This is a genomic window from Massilia sp. UYP11 (genome assembly GCF_050434805.1).
Classification (GTDB): Bacteria; Pseudomonadota; Gammaproteobacteria; order Burkholderiales; family Burkholderiaceae_D; genus Telluria.
In genome coordinates this window covers 296,661-316,872 of record NZ_JBNDJE010000002.1, presented here as the reverse complement: position 1 = coordinate 316,872, position 20,212 = coordinate 296,661, and the positions used below count along the sequence as shown (strand labels likewise).

At 67.1% G+C, this 20,212-nt stretch carries 18 protein-coding genes; 9 read left to right on the top strand and 9 right to left on the bottom strand.

The annotated features are described in order from the left end of the window. Positions 1–179: 179 nt before the first annotated feature. The 7 genes from ABIB38_RS04925 to ABIB38_RS04895 all read right to left on the bottom strand — a co-directional run bounded on the left by ABIB38_RS04925 (position 180) and on the right by ABIB38_RS04895 (position 9,804). On the bottom strand, positions 180–422 hold the full coding sequence (locus ABIB38_RS04925; RefSeq protein ID WP_429202256.1) for a hypothetical protein: 243 nt from the start codon (positions 420–422) through the stop codon (positions 180–182). Between the two features lie 236 nt (positions 423–658). Then, positions 659–2,230: a tryptophan halogenase family protein gene (locus ABIB38_RS04920; protein WP_429202254.1), complete on the bottom strand. Its 1,572-nt coding sequence runs from the start codon at positions 2,228–2,230 to the stop codon at positions 659–661. A gap of 249 nt (positions 2,231–2,479) precedes the next feature. Beyond that, the gene (locus ABIB38_RS04915; RefSeq protein WP_429202252.1) at positions 2,480–4,210 is read right to left on the bottom strand and encodes a tannase/feruloyl esterase family alpha/beta hydrolase; all 1,731 of its coding nucleotides are present in this window, start codon (positions 4,208–4,210) and stop codon (positions 2,480–2,482) included. A gap of 118 nt (positions 4,211–4,328) precedes the next feature. Then, the gene (locus tag ABIB38_RS04910) at positions 4,329–5,495 is read right to left on the bottom strand and encodes an ABC transporter substrate-binding protein (RefSeq protein ID WP_429202251.1); all 1,167 of its coding nucleotides are present in this window, start codon (positions 5,493–5,495) and stop codon (positions 4,329–4,331) included. A gap of 23 nt (positions 5,496–5,518) precedes the next feature. Then, positions 5,519–7,402, bottom strand: coding sequence for a feruloyl-CoA synthase (locus tag ABIB38_RS04905; protein ID WP_429202249.1), 1,884 nt, complete (start codon positions 7,400–7,402; stop codon positions 5,519–5,521). 11 nt (positions 7,403–7,413) lie between these two features. After that, complete coding sequence (locus tag ABIB38_RS04900; RefSeq protein WP_429202247.1) at positions 7,414–8,859, bottom strand: aldehyde dehydrogenase; 1,446 nt, start codon at positions 8,857–8,859, stop codon at positions 7,414–7,416. A 108-nt stretch (positions 8,860–8,967) separates the two neighbouring features. Beyond that, a complete protein-coding gene (locus ABIB38_RS04895; RefSeq protein ID WP_429202246.1) occupies positions 8,968–9,804 on the bottom strand; it encodes a p-hydroxycinnamoyl CoA hydratase/lyase in 837 nt (278 codons plus the stop codon). 91 nt (positions 9,805–9,895) lie between these two features. Here ABIB38_RS04895 and ABIB38_RS04890 point away from each other — a divergent pair, with 91 nt between their 5' ends. After that, positions 9,896–10,381, top strand: coding sequence for a MarR family winged helix-turn-helix transcriptional regulator (locus ABIB38_RS04890; protein ID WP_429202244.1), 486 nt, complete (start codon positions 9,896–9,898; stop codon positions 10,379–10,381). A gap of 63 nt (positions 10,382–10,444) precedes the next feature. Here ABIB38_RS04890 and ABIB38_RS04885 read toward each other — a convergent pair whose 3' ends face one another. Next, positions 10,445–11,620 carry an ABC transporter substrate-binding protein gene (locus tag ABIB38_RS04885; protein ID WP_429202242.1) on the bottom strand — a complete coding sequence of 392 codons (1,176 nt, stop codon included), beginning with the start codon at positions 11,618–11,620 and terminating at the stop codon, positions 10,445–10,447. 192 nt (positions 11,621–11,812) lie between these two features. Here ABIB38_RS04885 and ABIB38_RS04880 point away from each other — a divergent pair, with 192 nt between their 5' ends. Beyond that, a complete protein-coding gene (locus tag ABIB38_RS04880; RefSeq protein WP_429202240.1) occupies positions 11,813–12,913 on the top strand; it encodes a porin in 1,101 nt (366 codons plus the stop codon). Positions 12,914–13,071: 158 nt separating this feature from the next. Here ABIB38_RS04880 and ABIB38_RS04875 read toward each other — a convergent pair whose 3' ends face one another. Beyond that, positions 13,072–13,926, bottom strand: coding sequence for an IclR family transcriptional regulator domain-containing protein (locus ABIB38_RS04875; RefSeq protein WP_429202238.1), 855 nt, complete (start codon positions 13,924–13,926; stop codon positions 13,072–13,074). Positions 13,927–14,149: 223 nt separating this feature from the next. Between ABIB38_RS04875 and ABIB38_RS04870 the strand changes: the two genes are divergently transcribed. From ABIB38_RS04870 to ABIB38_RS04840, 7 genes are all read left to right on the top strand, one after another. Next, entirely contained in the window at positions 14,150–14,815 is a 666-nt protein-coding gene (locus tag ABIB38_RS04870; RefSeq protein WP_429202236.1) for a 3-oxoacid CoA-transferase subunit A, read from the top strand. A gap of 23 nt (positions 14,816–14,838) precedes the next feature. Then, on the top strand, positions 14,839–15,489 hold the full coding sequence (locus ABIB38_RS04865) for a CoA transferase subunit B (RefSeq protein ID WP_429202235.1): 651 nt from the start codon (positions 14,839–14,841) through the stop codon (positions 15,487–15,489). Between the two features lie 2 nt (positions 15,490–15,491). Then, on the top strand, positions 15,492–16,694 hold the full coding sequence (gene pcaF, locus ABIB38_RS04860; protein ID WP_429202233.1) for a 3-oxoadipyl-CoA thiolase: 1,203 nt from the start codon (positions 15,492–15,494) through the stop codon (positions 16,692–16,694). A gap of 79 nt (positions 16,695–16,773) precedes the next feature. Then, positions 16,774–17,640, top strand: a complete 867-nt coding sequence (locus ABIB38_RS04855) for a branched-chain amino acid ABC transporter permease (protein ID WP_429202231.1) — start codon at positions 16,774–16,776, stop codon at positions 17,638–17,640. A gap of 56 nt (positions 17,641–17,696) precedes the next feature. After that, a complete protein-coding gene (locus ABIB38_RS04850) occupies positions 17,697–18,710 on the top strand; it encodes a branched-chain amino acid ABC transporter permease (protein ID WP_429202837.1) in 1,014 nt (337 codons plus the stop codon). Next, the gene (locus ABIB38_RS04845) at positions 18,707–19,480 is read left to right on the top strand and encodes an ABC transporter ATP-binding protein (RefSeq protein ID WP_429202229.1); all 774 of its coding nucleotides are present in this window, start codon (positions 18,707–18,709) and stop codon (positions 19,478–19,480) included. Before ABIB38_RS04850 ends, ABIB38_RS04845 begins: the two co-directional genes overlap by 4 nt. Continuing rightward, positions 19,473–20,174: an ABC transporter ATP-binding protein gene (locus tag ABIB38_RS04840; protein WP_429202227.1), complete on the top strand. Its 702-nt coding sequence runs from the start codon at positions 19,473–19,475 to the stop codon at positions 20,172–20,174. Before ABIB38_RS04845 ends, ABIB38_RS04840 begins: the two co-directional genes overlap by 8 nt. Positions 20,175–20,212: the final 38 nt, after the last annotated feature.

The window sequence follows — 20,212 nt, the reverse complement described above, 5'->3', positions numbered from 1 at the left end:
TAACACTATTTGTTATACGCTACCATAAAGATTCTGCCGACCTCCTGTTCATCTGAAGTTTTTGTGAATACACAACAGTTAATGCGGTAAAGCGCTGGGCGCAGCCGGGCGCGTCCCGAATGTCGCTACGAGAGAAGCACTTGCGCTGCGAGGGTGCCTGGTAACAATGTTCGGTCTGTCTACATGTCTACCGTACGTAATTGCGCCGCGCTCGTCAAGAAATCGGTTTCATCCAAGTCGGTTTTTTTTGAGGTTGTTGTTTTAGCCACCGCTTCCAGGGTCGGGCTACCTGATTCCCATAGGAGGAAGAGCAACCGCATGCGGCGCGGCGCCCGCAGTCTGGCGCGCTGCGACGTGGTGCGGCGCCGGCTCGGCTGCGGCGTTGCAGGCTGGCGAACGCGCAGCCCATGAAAGGTTTTCATGGACGCCAGGGAGCACAGGCAGGCATATGAATGGTAGCGTGAACATTTTTACTCCGGAGTACTTTCGGCCCGACGACAGCGGCGCGCCATGCCGAGCCCCGTCGGATAAGGCGGGTAGCGCCAGGCAGTCCGGGGCGCGCGCCTGGCATGGCCCAGCGCCCAGCCTCACGCGGGCGTCGTCACGGGGCGAATGGCGCGGCCGACGGCCCTGATCCGGTCGAGGGCAGGGCGGTGAATCAGGCGGCCGCGGGCGGCCGCACCTGGTGCGCGATGTAGGCGCGATGTTCCGGCATCCGGCTCACGACCTGGCCGATCATGTCGCGCACGCCGGCGAAGTGCCCGTGCACCTGGCGCATGTCCAGCGCGTCCACGAAAGGGTCGTAGCGCTTCGGGACCACGCCGAGCCCCATCAGCATGGCCACGAAGGACGGCTCGGCAAAGCCGTCGTGGTCCAGGATGGTCACCCGTCCGGTCTCGCGAAACAGCGCGATCTGGTGGCGCAGCGAATCCGGAATCGGCATGTTGGCGCAGTAGCGCCAGAATTCCGAATCGTCGCGCTGCGTCAGCTTGTAGTGCAGGATGATGAAGTCGCGCACCGATTCGTAGCGCATGCCCATGACGCGGTTGAACTCGTCAGCCAGTTCGGGGCGGCAGTCACGGTCCGGGAACAGTTCGAGCAGCTTGCCTACCGCGGTCTCGATCAGGTGGATGCTGGTCGATTCGAGCGGCTCGACGAAGCCGGCGGCCAGGCCCACCGCCACGCAATTCCCGATCCAGGACTTGCGCCGGCGGCCGGTCACGAAACGCAGCTGGCGCGGCTCGTCGAGCGCGGCGCCGTCGAGGGAGGCGAGCAGCGCCTCGCGCGCCCGATCGTCGCTGGTGAAGGCGCTGCTGTAGACGTGGCCGTTGCCGGTGCGGTGCTGCAGCGGGATGCGCCAGATCCAGCCGGCGTCCTTGGCGGTGGAGCGGGTATAGGGCAACAGCGAGGGCAACAGCGAGGGCGACAGCGAGGGCGACAGCGCGCTGGCCGTCCCTGCGGCGGCGCAGGGGACGGCCAGCGCGCTGTCGCATGGCAGCTGCCCGCTCCAGTGCTCGTAACCGGCTTTCAGGGCGCCCTCGATCAACAGGCCGCGAAAGCCCGAGCAGTCGATGAAAAGGTCGCCTTCGAGCCGGCGCCCGTCGCGCAGCTTGAGCGCCGTGATGAAGCCGTTGTCCGGGTGCCGCTCGACCTCGACCACCATGCCCTCGATGCGCCGGGCGCCGCGCGCCACGGCGTAGTCGCGCAGGTAACCGGCGTACAGGCCAGCGTCGAAATGGTAGCCATACGAATACGCGTCGCTGACCGAGGGCGTGCGGTTGTCCGGCGGCGCGAACTTCGACTGGCGCGCCATCATCGCGGACACCGACCAGTTCTCCAGCGCAGGCATGTTGTTGAACTCCCTGGCCATGCGCAGCCAGAACATGTGGGTCGGGTGCTTGCCGAGCGAAGGGCCGAAGTCGCCGAAGCCATGGAAGAAGCGGTTGCCGACGTGGCCCCAGTCCCTGAACTCGATGCCGAGCTTGTAGCTGGCCCGGGTTTGCCGCACGAAGTCGTCGGGATCCAGGCCCAGCGCGGCGTTGTAGAAGCGGATGGTGGGCAGGGTCGCCTCGCCGACCCCGATGGTGCCGATTTCGGGCGACTCCACCAGGGTCACCTCGCAGGGGGCGCCGGCGCGCCGCGCCAGGCGCTGCACCAGCGGGGCGGCGGTCATCCAGCCGGCGGTGCCGCCGCCCACGATCACGATCCGGCGGATCGGTTTGTCGTTCATGTCGTCTCCTGTTCCGGTTCCCGCCGCAGGGCGTGCCTGTCACGGCGTGTTCTGCATACGACGGGAAGTGTAGGGCAGGTTCCGATGGCCGCGCAATCAAAATGTTTGCGCATAACAAACGATGTTGTGCAGTTTTCGCGCGGCCGCGACGCCGCGTGGCGGGTCGGGGTGTCGTTGGAGAGTGCGGCGGGGCGCACGGACGCCCGCCGGCCCAGGCCGGCGTGGCGTCAATCCGTTTGCGGGGCAGCGCTATCGGCAGGCGAAGCTGGCCGCGTCCTCGACGTTGCCGCTGCCCTTGTAGCGCGCCACCTGCGGGAACGGGCACAGGGGCCGCGTGCGTGTCGCCGACCAGGTTGGCGGCAGGTCGGCGTTCACGCCCGCGGCATTGCCCGCGCCGCGGGCGCTGGCGGTCACGCTGTCCGGCGCCTGGCCATGCTCGACCCAGTTCACGAGCGGCGTCAGCATGTCGAACTGGTCGGTGGCCGGGCCGCCCGCGCAGTGGTTCATGCCGGGCACCGGGAAGTAGCGGGCGAAGTTCGATGCGTCACCCAGGTTGGCCGTGGCCAGGCCCCGGTACCAGTCGCGGGTGTCGTCGCTGGAAAAGATCGGGTCGCTGGTGCCATGGTAGACCAGCATCTTGGCGCCGCGCTGTTTGAGCTTGCCGAGATTGGTCGCGTCGGGCGCCGTCATGAAGGACATGGCGTTCTCGGGAAAGCGCGCGCTGGTGGCGTTGATCCGTGCCAGCATCTGGTCGAGGCTGCGCGTCAGGACGAAGTCGCGGCCGTCGAAGCTTGCCGGGTCTTCCGGCGGCGCCGAAAAGATGAAGGCGACCGCGCCGGAATCCAGGTTGATCGGCGCGCTGAACTTCCAGCTGGCCCAGCCGTTCGCCGCCAACCCGGCGTCGTAGGGGAAGCTGGTGTAGATGGTGGCGCCGGAGCCGGTCCTGGCGCCCGCGAATAGCGCGCCGATGCCGGTCTTTTGCGCCGCGCTCAGGCAGGCGCCGTCGCGCGCGCCGCTGCAGGTCGGCACGTCGCGCTGCAGGTCGAACGCGGCCTGGCAGGCGGCGCCGTCCTGGATCATGCCGTCCGTGGCGCCGTCGAGCGCGTCGCACTTGCCGAGCACCGCGTTCGACACGAGGGCGCGTTCCGGCTGGGTGAACCCGGTGGCGGGTTCGCCCGGCGTGCTGGCCAGCGCCGCGTAGGTCTTGGCGCCGGCGATGTTGGCGATCGCCGCCAGCGGCAGGCGGTAGCCGGGGTTCCCGACCAGGAAGCCGTCGTACTGGTCGGCGTAGCGGCTTGCCGCCACCATCGCGTGGCGCCCGCCGTTCGAGCATCCGCCGATGTAGGAACGGTCGGGGCCCTTGCCATAGGCGGCCTGGATCGCGCTCTTGGCCATCGGCGTGAGCTTGCCGACCGCGGCGTAGCCGTAGTCGAGGCGGGCCTCTGGGTCGAGCCCGAAGAACGGTGTCGGGGCGCCGTGGCCGGCGTCCGAACTGATGACGGCAAAGCCCATGTTCAGCGCGTTGTCGAGCGCCGCGGCGCCGGCCGGGCCGGTGGCGGGAACGACGCTGCCGTCGACGCCGCCGTTGGCCTGGTAGAACATGCGCCCGTTCCAGTCGAGCGGCAGGCGCATCTCGAAGCCGATCGCGTAGCGCTCGCCGTCGACCGGGCTGACCCTGCGCAGCATCTGGCCGGTGACCTGGCAGTGGGCCGCGACCGGCTTGCCGGCAACGGCGAGGGCGCCGGCGGCGACCGGCTTGGCGGCGGTGATGTGCGTGTCGGGATAGCTGATGCGGGTTGCGAGTTCGGCACAGGCGCCGAGCGCGGCGCCGACGGCCGGGGCCAGCCGGGGGAGCGGCGCGCCCTGCACGGGCGGAGCGGGTGCGACGGGCGGCGGGACGGGGGCGTCATCGTCGCTGCAGCCGGCCAGGCCCAGCGACGTGGTCAGGGCGGCGACGATGCCGAGGTGTCGGGCGTTCATGCGTGATGTCTCCTCTGCGGGGTAACAGATCGTGTCGAAACGTCGGATGTGCGGCTGTGCGCTGTGCGGCTGCGCGGCCCCGGCAGGGGCGCGCAGCAGTTACGTCGGAGAGCGGCGCTCAGTCCGGACGGACGTCCTTCAGGACGCCGATCGGCTGGTTCACCAGCTTGCCGTTGACCTTCTTCACCTCGCGGATGTACATGTTCTGCACGATGTCGCGGGTCTTCGGATCGATGCTGATCGGTCCGCGCGGGCTGTTCCACTTCATGTTCGACAGCACCTTCAGCGCCGCGTCGCCGGTGACCTTGCCGCCCAGCTTGCGGACGGTTTCATAGATCATGCCCATCGTGTCGTAGGCCGCGACGGTGACGAACGTGGGCGCCGGACGGCCCGGATTGGCGTCAGCGTAGGCTTTCAGGAAGATCTTGTTGGCCTCGTTGTCGAGCGCGGTCGAGTAATTGAGCACCGTGACCGCGCCGAGCGCACGCTCGCCCAGCGCCTCCAGGGTCGGGCTGTCGCTCGTCATGTCGCCCACGCCGAGAAACTTGATGCCCGCCTTGTCCAGTCCCTTGTCGCTGTACGCCTTGAGCATGCCGGCGCCGTCTTCGGCCCCCGGCGCGAAGAAGAAGACCGCGTCCGGCTTGGCGTCCTTCACGCGCTGCACGAACGGCGAATAGTCGGGATTGGCCAGCGGGATGCGCGAGGAACCGATGATCTTGCCGCCACTCTCGGTCAAGCCCTTGGCGAACTTCGCCTCGGCGTCGTGGCCGGTGCTGTAGTCGGTCACCAGCGAGAACACGTTGCCGATCTTGTTCTGCGCGGTCCAGGTGCCGAAGGGCTCGGTCATCTGCTGCATCGTCATCGAGGTGCGCAGCATGTAGGGCGACCTGGACGTGATGCCGGTCGTGACCGCGTTCATGACGATCATCGGCGTCTTGCCCTGCGTCGCCACCGGCGCCACCGCCAGCGCGCTCGGCGTCAGCGAAAAGCCGATCAGGAAGTCGACCTTTTCACGGCCGATCAGCTCCTGGGCCGCGCGCTTGGAGTGCTCGACGTTGCTGCCGCCGTCGTCGCGGTAGATGACCTGGATCTTCTTGCCGGCGACCTGGTCGCCGTGCAGCTTCATGTAGGTCTTGATCCCGTCCTCGAACGGCTTGCCGATGTTGACGAACGGCCCCGTGAGCGCGGCGATGACGCCGATCTTGATCGTGTCCTGCGCGAGAACGGGGGCGCTGGCGAGAGGCAGGATGGCAAGGCCAAGGCAGGCCAGGGTGTGCAGTTTCATGTTGTCTCCGTGTTTTTTAGGTTTCATGCAGCAACGATGGTGCCGGGTTCGGTTCCGTCATACATCGCATCGACCAGGGCCGCGCGCCGCTGCAGCACCGCGGCCTGGTTGATGGATCCCTTGTCGGTCTGCTCCCTGGCGTCGATCGAGGGCGGCTCGGCCAGCAGCAGCATGCGCTCGACCCGCTTCGACGACCCGCCCGCATCCACGTTCAGGGTCGCCAGCAGACCTGTGAAGAAAGCGCGCACCGGTTCGCTGGCCAGCACCTCGGCCGCCGCAGCGCCGGGCGGCAGCTCCGACAGCACCAGGCAGTTGTCCATGCGCGGGAACACGAGCAGGCCGATCGCGTGCCGGTTCAGGCCCGTGACCACCGCATCCTGCACGTAGGGCGCGCCCTGGCTGATGACGCGCGCGCGCAGCGGACCGACGCTCACGAAGGTGCCAGAACTGAGCTTGAAGTCCTCGGCGATGCGTCCGTCGAACATGAAGCCCAGTTCAGGATGCGCCTCGTCGACGAAGCGCAGGGCGTCGCCGGTGCAATAGTAGCCGTCGCTGTCGAAGGCCTCGGCCGTGAGCTGCGGCGCGCGCCAGTAGCCGGGCGTCACATGCGGACCGTGAAAGCGGGCCTCGAGCTTGCCGGCGAGCGGCACCAGCTTCACCTTGCAGCCCGGCGCCGGCACGCCGACGTAGCCGGCCTTGAGGATCGGCCCGGTGCCGAAGGTGCACGACGGCGACGTTTCGGTCATGCCCAGGCCGGTCATGATGCGGATCGACTCGCCGCAGCGCGCGAGCGCGACCCGGTCCAGGTGTTCCCACGCGGCCTGCGACAGCCCGGCCCCGGCGCAGAAGAACAGTTTCACGCGCGAGAAGAAGGTCTTGGCCAACTGGTCGTCGGTTTCCAGCGCCTCGGCCAGCATCTCCCAGGCCACCGGGATGTTGAAGTAGACGGTCGGGGCGATCTCGCGCAGGTTCCTCAGGGTGGTGGCGAAGTCCTTCGGCGTCGGCCGGCCGTCATCGAGGTAGAGCGTGCCGCCGTTGTAGAGCACGATGCCGACGTTGTGGCTGCCCCCGAAGGTGTGGTTCCAGGGCAGCCAGTCGAGCAGCACCGGCGGCTCCGCGCCAAAAAAGGGGAAGGTCTGCAGCAGCATCTGCTGGTTACTGCTGAGCATGCCGTGGGTGGTCACGACCGCCTTCGGCTTCTTGGTCGAGCCCGAGGTGAACAGGAACTTGGCGATGGTCGCCGGCCCCACCTGTGCGTTGCGGGCGTCGATGGTGGTGGGTTCGGTGGCGAGCAGCGACGCGAAGGCGGTGGCCGGGCGTCCCGGCACGTCGCCTGATGCCAGAATCAGTTCCATGTCCGGCGCCAGCACGGCCTCGATGGCGCGCGAATAGGCCGCGCCGTCGCTGGCGAACAGCGCGCCCGGCGTCAACTGCTCGATCAGGTCGCGCAGCTTGGCCGGGTCGGTCGCCACCAGCGAATAGGCCGGGGACAGCGGCGAATAGGGGATGCCGGCATACATGGCGCCGAGGGCGAGCTGGAAGTGTTCGAGGTCGTTCCCCGACAGGATGACCAGCGGGCGCTGCTCCGACAGGCCGCGGTCCAGCAGGGCCTGGCCGATGCGGCGCGCGTTTTCCAGCACCTTCGCATAGGACAGGCGGATCCATTCGCCATCAAGCCCGCGCCGCGCCACCAGCGTGCGCTCCGGGTGCGCGCGCGCGCCCTCGACCAGCCGGTCGGTGAAGCGCGCGGGGAAGGGCGCGAGCGGCGTGACCGCGTCGAGATGCCAGGCGCCGTCCACCTGGTAGGCGGCGACTTCGGGATTGCCGAGGTCGACATGCCGCCGCGCATGCGTCCCAGCTGCGAGCCCATCAGTGCCACCGCCCGCCACAATCGTTGATTGGGTCATGGCAGCCCCCTTCAGATCGGGAAGTGGCGCGGCGTGGTCTGTATCGTGATCCAGCGCAGGTCGGTGAACTCGGCGATGGCCGCCTTGCCGCCGAAGCGCCCGTAGCCGCTGCCCTTGACGCCGCCGAAGGGCATCTGCGCTTCGTCATGCACGGTCGGGCCATTGATGTGGCAGATGCCCGACTCGATGCGCCGGGCCAGCGCCATCGCGCGGCCGATGTCGCGGCTGAACACGGCCGCGGACAGGCCGTATTCGCTGTCGTTGGCCATGCGGATGGCTTCCTCGTCGCTGTCGAAACGCAGCACCGAGACGATCGGGCCGAACGATTCCTCCTGGTAGACCAGCATCTCGGGCGTGACGTTGTCGACGATCGCCGGCTGCATGATGTTGCCTTCCACGCCAGGACCGGACCGGGTCACCGCCGCGCCGCGGGCGCTGGCGTCGTCCAGCATCGCCTGCACGCGCTCGGCCGCGCCCGGGTCGATCATGCCGGCCAGCGGGGCGTCGCTGCGGGCCGCCTTGAGGGTCGCGGTCTTGGCGGCCAGCTTGCCGATGAACGCGTCGGCGACCTTGCGGTCGACCAGGATGCGGTCGGCCGACATGCAGATCTGGCCCTGGTTGAAGAAGGCGGAAAACGCCGCCGCTTCCACCGCCGCATCGAGGTCGGCGTCGTCCAGCACCACGACCGGGTTCTTGCCGCCCAGTTCCAGCAGCACCGGTTTCAGGTATTTCGCCGCCTGCTGGGCGATGATGCGTCCGACCTTGGTCGAACCGGTGAAGTTAATGCGGCGCACGGCCGGAGCGGCGATCAGGCGCTCGACGATCTGCGGCGCGTCGTCCGGGGCGTTGGTGATGACGTTCACCACGCCTTGCGGGAAGCCGGCGTCGACGAACGCCTGGCCGATCAGGCGGTGCAGCAGCGGGCACATCTCGGACGCTTTCAGGATGACCGTATTGCCGCAGGCGAGCGGCATGGCGAGCGCGCGCGTGCCGAGGATGATCGGCGCGTTCCAGGGCGCGATGCCGACCACGACGCCGCAGGCCTGGCGCACGCCCATGGCGAGCGAACCCGGCACGTCGGACGGAATGACTTCGCCGCTGATCTGGGTCGTCATGGACGCCGCTTCGCGCAGCATGTTGGACGCGAGCGTCACGTTGAACTGGTACCACATCGGCGCGCCGCCGCATTCCGCCACGGCGGTTTCGACGAACTGGCCGCGCAGCGCTTCCATCTTGTCGGCCGCTCGCAGGAGCAGGGTGCGGCGCTCGCCCGGCGCCATGGCCGACCAGGCGGGGAAGGCCGCCTTTGCGGCGGCGACGGCGGCGTCGACATCGTCGAGGGTGGCGGCGGCGGCGCGGGTGGCGACGTCGCCGGTGGCGGGATTACGGCGCTCAAAGGTGGCGCCGTTCGATGCGGGACGGGCTTGCCCGTTCAGCAGCAGGTCTGCTTGGAACATCAGAGGTCTCCTCTGTCAACTTCGATGGTAGGCGGCTGCCCGGTTGCGGGCGCCGCGCGGTGTATTTATTATTCGCAATTATTATGATCGACCGCTACGCCGCGCGGCTCACGGTTGGCGCTTGTAGGTCTGCAGGCCCGGCTTGATCGTCTTGTCGTCCAGGAACTGCTTGAGGCCTTCCTTGCGGCCTTTTTCCGGATCGCGGAAGTTCGACTGGTCGATCTTGGCGTACAGGTAGTCCTCGCCCTGTTCCCAGGTCAGCTCGCGGCAGCGCTTGAAGCCGACCTTCGCATAGCGCAGCACCACCGGGTTCTTTTCGAGCAGCTTGTTCGCCAGTTCGATGACGGCGGCGCGCAGCTGGTCCTTCGGCACGCTCTTGTTGACGAGCCCCATGGCGGCCGCTTCCTTGCCGGTGAAGGTGTCGCCGGTCATGATGTAGTGCAGCGCCTGGCGGTGGCCCATGGTGTCGGCCACGGCCTTGCTGACCAGGTTGCCCGGCGGGATACCCCAGTTCACTTCCGACAGGCCGAACACGGCGTCGTCGGCGGCGATCGCCAGGTCGCAGGCGACCAGCGGCGAGAACGCGCCGCCGAAGCACCAGCCGTTGACCATGGCGATGGTCGCCTTGCTGTACATGCGCAGCAGCTTCCATTGCCACTGCGAGCAGTCGCGGCGCATCCGCTCCTGCATGATTTCGGGCTTGCCGTCGGTCTCGCGGAAGTATTCCTTCAGATCCATCCCGGCGGTCCAGGCCTCGCCCGCGCCGGTCAGCACCACGACCTGCGCATCGTCGTCCAGCTCGAGGGTTTCGAGCACGTCGATCATCTCGCGGTTGAGCGTCGGGCTCATGGCATTGCGCTTCTCCGGACGGTTCAGGGTGATCCAGCCGATACCGTTCGCGACTTCCACTTCGACGGTTTGCCAGCGCGCAGCGTATTTGGACATACAATGTCTCCTCAGTAGTAAGAATATTATCAGGCTGCCTGATATACGGCTTATACTATGCCGAGCTGATTTCGCTGACAAGCACTTTTTCATGACTATTTCAAAAAAACCTTCACCGGCATCCAGGGCCCCCGCCGCCGTCTCCACCGCCAAGCCGATCGGCCTGGCGTACCTGGTCGGGCGTCTCGACCACATACTGAGCCAGCGCCTGCGCGAGAGCCTGGCGCCGGCCGGCCTCACCGTGCCGCAGTACACGGCCCTGTCCGTGTTTCGCGCGCACGGGTCCCTGTCGAACGCCCAGCTCGCCACGCGCACGATGATTTCGCCGCAGTCGGCCAACGAGATGGTCAAGCAGATGGAAGCGAAGGGATGGATCGCGCGCACGCCCGATCCGGCGCACGGGCGCATCATCCAGATCAACCTGACCACGGCCGGGCATGCGGTGCTGGGGCAGTGCGATCCAAAGGTGGCAGAGGTGGAGCGGGCGATGTTCCCGGATCTGGACGAGGCCGCAAGGGCGCAGCTGCTGGCGCAGTTGCGCGGGGCGGTCAAGGCGCTGAGCGCGCTGGAGGCGTAAGGCCGCGCTTGAGGCCTGCGGTCATGGCGCCGGCGGGCCTGATGGCGCGCCGGCGCCCGGGTGTTACTTGCCCGGATCCTTCTGGTTCGCGAACTGGTCGAACTCCACGTTGTACGGCTGCCCGTTCACCTTTTCCACCTTGCGCACGTAGACCGTCTGCACCACGTCGCGCGTGGCCGGGTCGATCATGATCGGCCCGCGCGGGCTCTGGATCTTCATTCCCTTGAGCACCGCCATCGCCTTGTCGCCCTCGATCTTGCCGCCCAGCTTGTTGCTGACCTGGTAGATCGCGTTCATGCCGTCGTAGGCGGCCACCGCCATGAAGTTCGGGCGGCCGCCCTGCGGGTTGGCCGAGGCGAAACTCTTCAGGAAGGCTTCGTTCTCGGGCGACTTGTGCGCGGCCGAGTAGTGGAAGGTGGTGATCACGCCCAGCGTGTTGTCGCCCATGGCCGGCAGCACGTGGTCGTCGGTCAGGTCGCCGGTGGCGATGACCTTGATGCCGGCCTCCGCCAGGCCGCGTTCGCGGTAGCCCTTCATGAAGGCGATGCTCTGCTCGCCGGCCGGCACGAAGACGAACACGGCGTCCGGCTTGATGTTCTTGATGCGCTGGATGAAGGGGGCGAATTCCGGGTTGCGCAGCGGGACGCGGATCGCGTCGACGATCTTGCCGCCGTTTTTCACCAGGCGCTCGCTGAAGGCCTTTTCGGCGTCGATCCCGGGGCCGTAGTCGGCCACCACGGTCACCACGTTGTTCACCTTGTTCTTGACGGCCCAGTCGGCCATGGGCGCTGAGATCTGCGGCAGCGTCATCGAAAAGCGCGCGATGTAATCGGACCTGGTGGTGATCACCGAGGTGGCCGCGTTCATGATGATCATCGGCTTTTTCGCCTGCTGGGCGATCGGCGCCACGGCCAGGGCTTCCGGCGTCAGGCCGAAGCCCGCCAGGAAGTCGACCTTGTCGCGCACGACGAGTTCCTGCGCCAGGCGCTTGGCGACTTCCGGCGCCGGACCGGTGGTGTCCTTGTAGATGATCTGGATCTTCTTGCCGGCCACCGTGTCGCCGTGCTGGGCCATCCAGGCCTTGATCCCGCCCTGCATCTGCTTGCCGTAGTCGGCGAACGGTCCGGAAAACGCGGCGATGACGCCGACCTTGATGGTGTCCTGCGCATGCGCCCCGGGCGCGAAGGCGAGGGTGGCGGCAGCGAGCGCGGTTGCGGCGGCAATCGTCGTGTATTTCATGTTTTGTCTCCTGTGGTGGGTCTTGTCCGATGCCTGGTGGGCCAGGCATCGGTGTGTCGTTGTCGACACGGATCATATCAGGCTGCCTCATATTGTTGACAACCTTCGGCGACGTCAATAGTATCTAAAACACGTTCGATTAACAACTTCTTGTTCGATAATCGCACGACCCATAAAAACCACGGAGACAACATGAAGAACACCACCTGCAGCGCCGCCGCGCTGGTATGCGGTATCGCCGCCGCCTGCGCCACCACCTTCGCCCACGCCCAGGCCACGGTCCAGCTCTACGGCATCGTCGACAGCGGCCTGGCCCGCATGACGAACGTGAACAGCGCGGGCGATTCGGTCACCAAGATGCCGTCGCTTACCAGCTCCTTCCCGTCGCGCATCGGCTTTCGCGGCACCGAGGATCTCGGCGGCGGGCTGCAGGCGTTCTTCGTGCTCGAGAACGGCTTGGCGATGGACACGGGGGCGCAGCAGCAGGGCGGCCGCCTGTTCGGGCGGGCGGCGAACGTCGGCCTGAAAGGCGCGTGGGGCACGCTGACGGTGGGTCGCCAGCAGAACATGACCTACATCGCGGGACTGAAGACCGACGTGCTGGGACCGCACCTGTTCGCCATCGGCAGCATCGATCCTTACCTGCCGAATGCGCGCAGCGACAACGCGATCGGCTACATGGGCAATTTCAGTGGCTTCGTGCTGGGCGCGACCTACAGCTTCGGGCGCGACGCTTCAAGCGCCGGCGGTCCTGCCGCGACCAACTGTCCCGGCGAGGTGGCGGGCAACGCCAAGGCCTGCCGCCAGTACACCGGCCTGATCGGCTACGAGACCAAGGCCTTCGGCCTGAATGCCACGTATGACCGCATGTACGGCAACACCGGCGCGGCCGGTGGCCTGGCCACCAGCGCCAACACCGACATCCGTGCCACCGTCAACGGCTACCTGATGCTGGGTCCGACCAAGCTGGGCGGCGGCGTCATCGCGCGCGAACTCAATGCCGTGACCGGGCAAACCGAATCGAACCTGTACTACTTCGGCGTCAGCCACCCGATCGGCGCCTTCACGATCGACGCCCAGGTCGCGCGCCGCGACACCAAGGACTCGGACTCGGACGTCGACATGCTGGTTGCGCGCCTGACCTACGCGATGTCGAAGCGCACCTTCGTCTACACGGCGGTGGGCCGCATGGACAACGACGGCGCCTCGGCGGTGGCGCTCGATGCCGGCGGCACCGTCGGGGTTGGGTTGGCGCAGAACGGCGTCATGGCGGGCCTGCGTCACCACTTCTGAACGCGCCTCGATCAACCTACTGCGCGTCGGATCTTCGGTCTGCGGTGCTCGCCGTACGTTTGTACGGCTGCGCTCCTCGACCGAAGCTCCTTCCGCTCGCTACGGTTTCTCGAGGCGCGGGGACGTCGCGTGACAGATGGGGGGAAGCTTCGAAAGCATTACGGCAACAGCACCGAGAGTTCCTGCGCGCCGCGCTGCAGGATGGGCAGGAACTCCTCGCGCATGCGTTCGACGCTCACGCGGCCGGCCTGGGCGCCGACGTTGAGCGCGGCCAGCACCTGGCCGGTCGCCCCGCGCACCGGAACGGCGATCGAACGCAAGCCCAGTTCGAGTTCCTCGTCGTTGACGGCGTAGCCGTCGCGGCGCACGCGCAGCAGGATCTCGCGCAGGCGCTTCTGGCTGGTGACGGTCTTGTCCGTCATGGGGCGCAGCTTCACGCGCGCCAGATAGTCGTCCAGGGCCTCGGGCGGCAGGTGCGCCAGCATCACGCGGCCAAGCGACGTGCAATAGGCCGGCAGGCGGCTGCCCGTGTTCAGGGCCACCGACATCACGCGCGAAGTGGCCGAGCGCGCCACGTACAGCACCTCGCCGTCGTCGAGCACCGCGAGCGAGCACGACTCTCCCAGCTCGCGGCTGATGGCGTTCAGGTAGGGCTGGCTGGAGACGGTCAGCGGCGTCGACGACAGGTAGGAGTAGCCGAGCGTCAGCACTTTCGGGCGCAGCGAGAAGTTGTTCAGTTCGGCGTCGACATAGCCGAGTTGCTGCAGCGTGTAGAGGCAGCGGCGCACGGCGGCGCGCGGGATGCCGGTCTTCTGGCTGATCTGGGCGATGGTCTGGGGTTTGCCCGAGTCGCTGAAGGCCTGCACCACCGCCAGGCCGCGGGCCAGCGAGGTCATGAAGCTCGGATCGGTCATCGCGTCGATCTGCTCGGCGATGGTCGCCTCGCGTTCCTCGTGCAGGCCGGCAGGGCCGGCGGCGGCCGTCGCGGGTGCTTTGCTTATCGGTTTTTTCATGGCGCGATTTTAATGCAAGGGCAGGGCGCTTTGATTGGGATTTTTTCTTGACCTTTCGGGCGCCGTGCCACTACACTGATTTGGTCGGTAATCAATCATTAGTTCGATTATCGAACATTTCGAAAATTCAATCAAGCTCGAAATTCGAGCGCGATATTCAAGCTCGACATTCAGGCTGCGCCGTCGCCACAGGGCGCACGACAGGGAACACCAAGGTGAACACATGATCGACAAAACCTATGAATCGCTGGAGCGCGCCGTCGCCGACGTGCACGACGGCGCAACCGTCATGATCGGCGGCTTCGGCAACGCCGGCATGCCGTCCGCGCTGATCGACGCGCTGATCGCGCAAGGTGCGCGCGAGCTCACGATCGTCAACAACAATGCCGGCAACGGCGACACCGGCCTGGCGGCGCTGCTCAAGGCCCGGCGGGTCCGCAAGATCGTCTGCTCCTTCCCGCGCCAGACCGACTCGCAGCATTTCGACGCCCTGTACCGCGCCGGCGAGATCGAGCTGGAACTGACGCCGCAGGGCAACCTGGCCGAACGCATCCGCGCCGCCGGCGCCGGCATCGGCGGCTTCTTCACCCCGACCGGCTACGGCACACTGCTGGCCGAAGGCAAGGAAACGCGCCTGATCGACGGCCGTCACTATGTGCTCGAGTCGCCGATCCACGCCGACTTCGCGCTGATCAAGGCGCTGCGCGGCGACCGCTGGGGCAACCTCGTGTACCGCAAGACGGCGCGCAACTTCGGCCCGATCATGGCGATGGCCGCCAAGACCACCATCGCCCAGGTGGCCGAGATCGTCCCGCTCGGCGAACTCGACCCGGAAGTCATCGTCACGCCTGGCATCTTCGTGCAGCGTGTCGTGAAGGAGGCAGCATGAACAGCCCACTGAACCACAGCCCAATGAACCGATTCACCCGCGACCAGATCGCCGCCCGCGTGGCGCAGGACATCCACGAAGGCGCGTATGTCAACCTCGGGATCGGCCTGCCGACCAAGGTCGCCAACTACCTGCCGGCCGATCGCGAAGTTTTCCTGCACAGCGAGAACGGCCTGCTCGGCATGGGGCCGGCCCCAGGTCCGGGCGAGGAAGACGACGACCTGATCAACGCCGGCAAGCAGCCGGTCACCCTGCTTACCGGCGGCGCCTACTTCCACCACGGCGACTCGTTCGCCATGATGCGCGGCGGTCACCTCGACGTCTGCGTGCTGGGCGCGTTCCAGGTCTCGGAAAAGGGCGACCTGGCCAACTGGCACACCGGCGCGCCGGACGCGATCCCCGCCGTGGGCGGCGCGATGGATCTGGCGATCGGCGCCAAGCAGGTGTTCGTGATGATGGACCACCAGACCAAGCAGGGCGAAAGCAAGATCGTGCGCGAATGCACCTACCCGTTGACCGGTGTGGCCTGCGTGAACCGCATCTACACCGATCTGGCCGTGCTCGACGTCACCCCGAATGGCCTGGTCGTGCGCGAAATGGCGCCGGGCCTCTCTTTTGAAGCCTTGCAGGCGGCCACCAGCGCACCCCTCCTGGCCCCCGAATCGAAAGGATGAACATGACTGAAGCGTATATTGTCGACGCGATCCGCACGCCCATCGGCCGCTACGGCGGCGCGCTCAAGGACGTGCGCGCCGACGACCTGGGCGCGGTGCCGCTGCGCGAACTCATGCAGCGCAACCCCGGCGTGGACTGGAGCGCCGTCGACGACGTGGTGTTCGGCTGCGCCAACCAGGCCGGCGAAGACAACCGCAACGTGGCCCGCATGGCTTCGCTGCTGGCGGGACTGCCGCCGGACGTGCCCGGCACGACCGTGAACCGCCTGTGCGGCTCCGGGATGGACGCGATCGGCATCGCCGCGCGCGCCATCAAGTCGGGCGAGACGCGCTTGATGATCGCCGGCGGCGTCGAATCGATGACGCGCGCGCCGTTCGTGATGGGCAAGGCCGACAGCGCCTTCTCGCGCCAGGCCGCGCTCTTCGACACCACGATCGGCTGGCGCTTCCCCAACAAGCAGATGAAAGCGCTGTACGGCACCGACTCGATGCCGGAAACGGCCGAGAACGTGGCAAACGACTACCAGATCTCGCGCGAGGACCAGGACCGCTTCGCCCTGGCCAGCCAGCAGAAGACGGCGCGCGCCCAGAAAGAGGGCCTGTATGCGGACGAAATCGTGCCGGTCTTGATCCCTCAGAAGAAAGGAGAGCCCATCGTCTTCGCCCAGGACGAGCACCCGCGCGAGACCAGCATGGAAGCGCTGGCGAAACTGAAAGGGGTCGTGCATCCCGAGGGCAGCGTTACCGCCGGCAACGCCTCGGGCGTGAACGACGGTGCGGCGGCGCTGCTGGTGGCCAGCAAAGAGGCCATGGAAAAATACGGCTTGCGTCCGCGCGCGCGCATCGTCGGCATGGCCACCGCCGGCGTGCCGCCGCGCGTGATGGGCATCGGCCCGGCGCCGGCCACCAGGAAGCTGATGCAGCAGCTCGGCATGCACCTGGACCAGATGGACATCATCGAGCTCAACGAAGCGTTCGCGTCGCAGGCGCTGGCCGTCCTGCGCGACCTGGGCATCGCCGACGACGATCCGCGCGTGAATCCCTACGGCGGCGGCATTGCGCTGGGCCATCCGCTCGGCATGAGCGGCGCGCGCCTGGTGACGACGGCGGTGTATCAGCTGCACCGGACGGGCGGACGGTACGCCTTGTGCACCATGTGCATCGGGGTCGGGCAGGGCATCGCCATGGTGATCGAACGCGTCTGACAGCGGTTTTCACCGATTCGAGTAACAGAGTAGCAGGAGACAAAATGAACAAGCACCACACCTCACGCGGGAGGCAGCCATGATCGGCAACTTCATCGGCGTGCTCTTCGACGGGATCGCCTACGGCAGCCTGTTGTTCCTGATTAGCGTCGGCCTGTCGGTCACGATGGGCCTGATGAACTTCGTCAACCTGGCGCACGGCGCCTTTGCCATGGTGGGCGGCTACGTCTGCGTCACCCTGCTCGGCAAGCTCGGGCTGCCCTTCCTGGCCACGCTGCCGCTGGCCTTCATCGCCGCGGCGGTCGTCGGCCTGGTCCTCGAACGCACGCTGTACCGCCGGCTGTACAAGGCCAGCCACCTCGACCAGGTGCTGTTCTCGATTGGCCTGACCTTCATGGCGGTGGCCGGCGCCACCTTCCTGTTCGGCCCGACCCAGCAACCGGTCAACCTGCCCGACTGGCTGCGCGGCCAGGTCCACGTGCTGGGCCTGGACCTGGGTTCCTACCGGCTGTTCCTGATCGCGGTCGTCGTGCTGATCACGCTGGGCCTGTACCTGCTGATCGAGCGTACCCGCTTCGGCGCCCAGATCCGCGCCTCGGTCGACAACCAGACCGCCGCCGCCGGTCTCGGCATCAACGTCAGCCGCGTCTTTTCGCTGACCTTCGCGCTCGGTTCGGGTCTCGCCGGCCTGGGCGGAGGATTGGGTATCGACGTGCTGGGCCTGGACCCGAGCTTCCCCGTCAAGTACATGGTCTACTTCCTGCTGGTGGTCGCCGTCGGCGGCGCCGGCTCGATCAAGGGACCGCTGATCGCCGCGCTGATCCTCGGCGTGTTCGACGTCGCCGGCAAGTACTACGTGCCCGAAGTGGGCGCCTTCGTCATCTACACGCTGATGGTCGTGCTCCTGATTCTGTTCCCGTTCGGTCTGGTACGGAGGAAAGCATGAGCGACTATTCCACTTCCGCCTTGAGGGCCAAGGCCCCGACCACCCCGGATTCCGCCATGGACACTGCGACCACCACCGTACCACCGAGCGCCATGCAGCACCGTGCGCGGCGCCTGCCGAACGACCGCTGGAAGCCGCTGGAGATCATGTTCTGGCTGTTGCCGGTCGCCTCCTACTTCCTGTTCCCGGACTACCTGGTGCTGACCAGCCAGATCATGATCATCGGCCTGTTCGCGCTGTCGCTCGATCTGATCCTCGGCTATGCGGGGATCGTCTCGCTCGGCCACGCGGCGTTCTTCGGCCTGGGCGCGTATACCGCCGGCCTGCTGTCGGTGCATGGCTGGGGCGAACCGGTTTCCGGGCTCCTGGCCGCGGCGCTGGTGGCCGGGGTGATGGGCTTCATCGTCAGCTTCCTCGTGGTGCGCGGCCAGGACCTGGCGCGCCTGATGGTCACGCTCGGCATCGGCCTGATGCTGTTCGAGGCCGCCAACAAGGCGGCCTTCATCACCGGCGGCGTCGACGGCCTGTCGGGCATGGTGATGGATAACCTGTTCGGCGTCTTCGAGTTCGACCTGTACGGCAAGACCGCCTTCTGGTACAGCTTCGGCGTGCTGTTCATCCTGTTCGTGGTGCTGCGCCGACTGGTCAACTCGCCCTTCGGCCTGTCGCTGCGCGGCATCCGCGAAAGCGGCCGCCGCATGCCGGCCATCGGCGCCGACGTCGACCTGCGCCTGAAGGCGATCTTCACGGTCAGCGCGGCCATCGCCGGCGTCGCCGGCGCGCTGCTGGCCCAGACCACCCAGTTCGTCGGGCTGGACGTGCTGGGCTTCCCGCGCTCGGCCGAACTCCTGATCATGCTGGTCCTCGGCGGCACCGGCCGCCTGTATGGCGCCCTCATCGGCGCGGCGGTATTCATGGTGGCCCAGGACTATATTTCGGGTCTTGATCCGGCCTACTGGCAGTTCTACATCGGCCTGCTGCTGGTGCTGATCGTGCTGTTCGCACGCGGCGGCATCCTCGGCGGCCTCGAGAAGATCGTCGCCAGGTTCAAGCGCAAGGAGGCGGCATGAGCACCAGAAACAGCACCAGCACCGGCGCCCTGCGCACCGAAGCGCTGTCCAAGGCATGGGGCGCCTTCAAGGCGAACACCGACATTTCGCTCACGTTCGAGCCGGGTGCGCGCCATGCGCTGATCGGCCCGAACGGCGCCGGCAAGACCACCTTCATCAACCTGCTGACCGGCGGCTTTGCGCCCACCAGCGGCAAGGTCTGGCTCGGCGGCCAGGACATCACGAGGCTGCCGCAGCACGAGCGCGTGAAGCTCGGCATGACGCGCACCTTCCAGATCAACACGCTGTTCGCGGGCATGACCGTGCTCGAGTCGGTGGTGCTGGCGATCTGCGAGCGGCGCGGCCTGCAGAAAACCTGGTGGAAGACGGTCGAGAAGCACGACGACGTCGTGGCGGAGGCGATGGCCCTGCTGGCGACGCTGAAGCTGACCAGGGAAGCCGACGCCATCACGAGCAGCCTGGCCTACGGCAAGCAGCGCCTGGTCGAGATCGCGCTGGCCCTGGCCACGAAACCGAAGATCCTGCTGCTGGACGAGCCGGCGGCCGGCATTCCCTCGGCCGAGAGCCGCGAACTGTTCGAAGTGATCGCGGGGCTGCCGCGCGACGTGACGGTGGTCTTCATCGAACACGACATGGGACTGGTGTTCCGCTTCGCCGAACGCATCACGGTGCTGGTGGGAGGCCAGGTGCTGACCGAGGGGACGCCGGCGGAGATCGCGGCCGATCCGCGCGTGAAGGAAGTGTATCTGGGCGAGGTGGAACATGGCTGAACTGCTGGTGTTGGACAAGGTAACGGCCGGCTACGGCGAATCGATCGTGCTCGAAGACGTCTCGTTTTCGATGAACGAGGGCGACAGCCTGGCGCTGCTGGGGCGTAACGGTGTCGGCAAGACCAGCCTGCTGGTGACGCTGATGGGGTTGACGCGCCTGCACAAGGGCGCGATCCGCTGGGCCGGACGCGACATCGCGCGGGTGCCGACCTACCGCCGCTCGCGCGACGGCCTGGGCTGGGTACCGCAGGAGCGCCACATGTTCCCTTCGCTGACCGTCGAGGAGCACCTGACGGTGGTGGAGCGCCCGGGGCCATGGACGCTGGCGAAGATCTACGAGATCTTCCCGCGCCTGTATGAACGCCGTGCCAACATGGGCAGCCAGCTTTCGGGAGGCGAGCAGCAGATGCTGGCGATCGCCAGGGCCCTGATGACCAACCCGCGCATCCTGCTGCTCGACGAGCCGATGGAAGGCCTGGCGCCGATCATCGTCCAGGAACTGGTGCGCGTGATCCGCCGCCTGGTGGCGGAGGAACGCATGTCGGTGATCGTGGTCGAGCAGCACGCGCGCCTGGCGCTGTCGCTGACCTCGCGCGCCATCGTGCTCGATCGCGGCCGCATCGTGCACGATTCCGACAGCGCGAGCCTGCTGGCCGATGGCGAGAAGCTCGACCGGCTGGTGGCAGTGGCTTAGGCCTGCGCTCCAGGTTCACCCTGCGGGCCCGCTCGAGC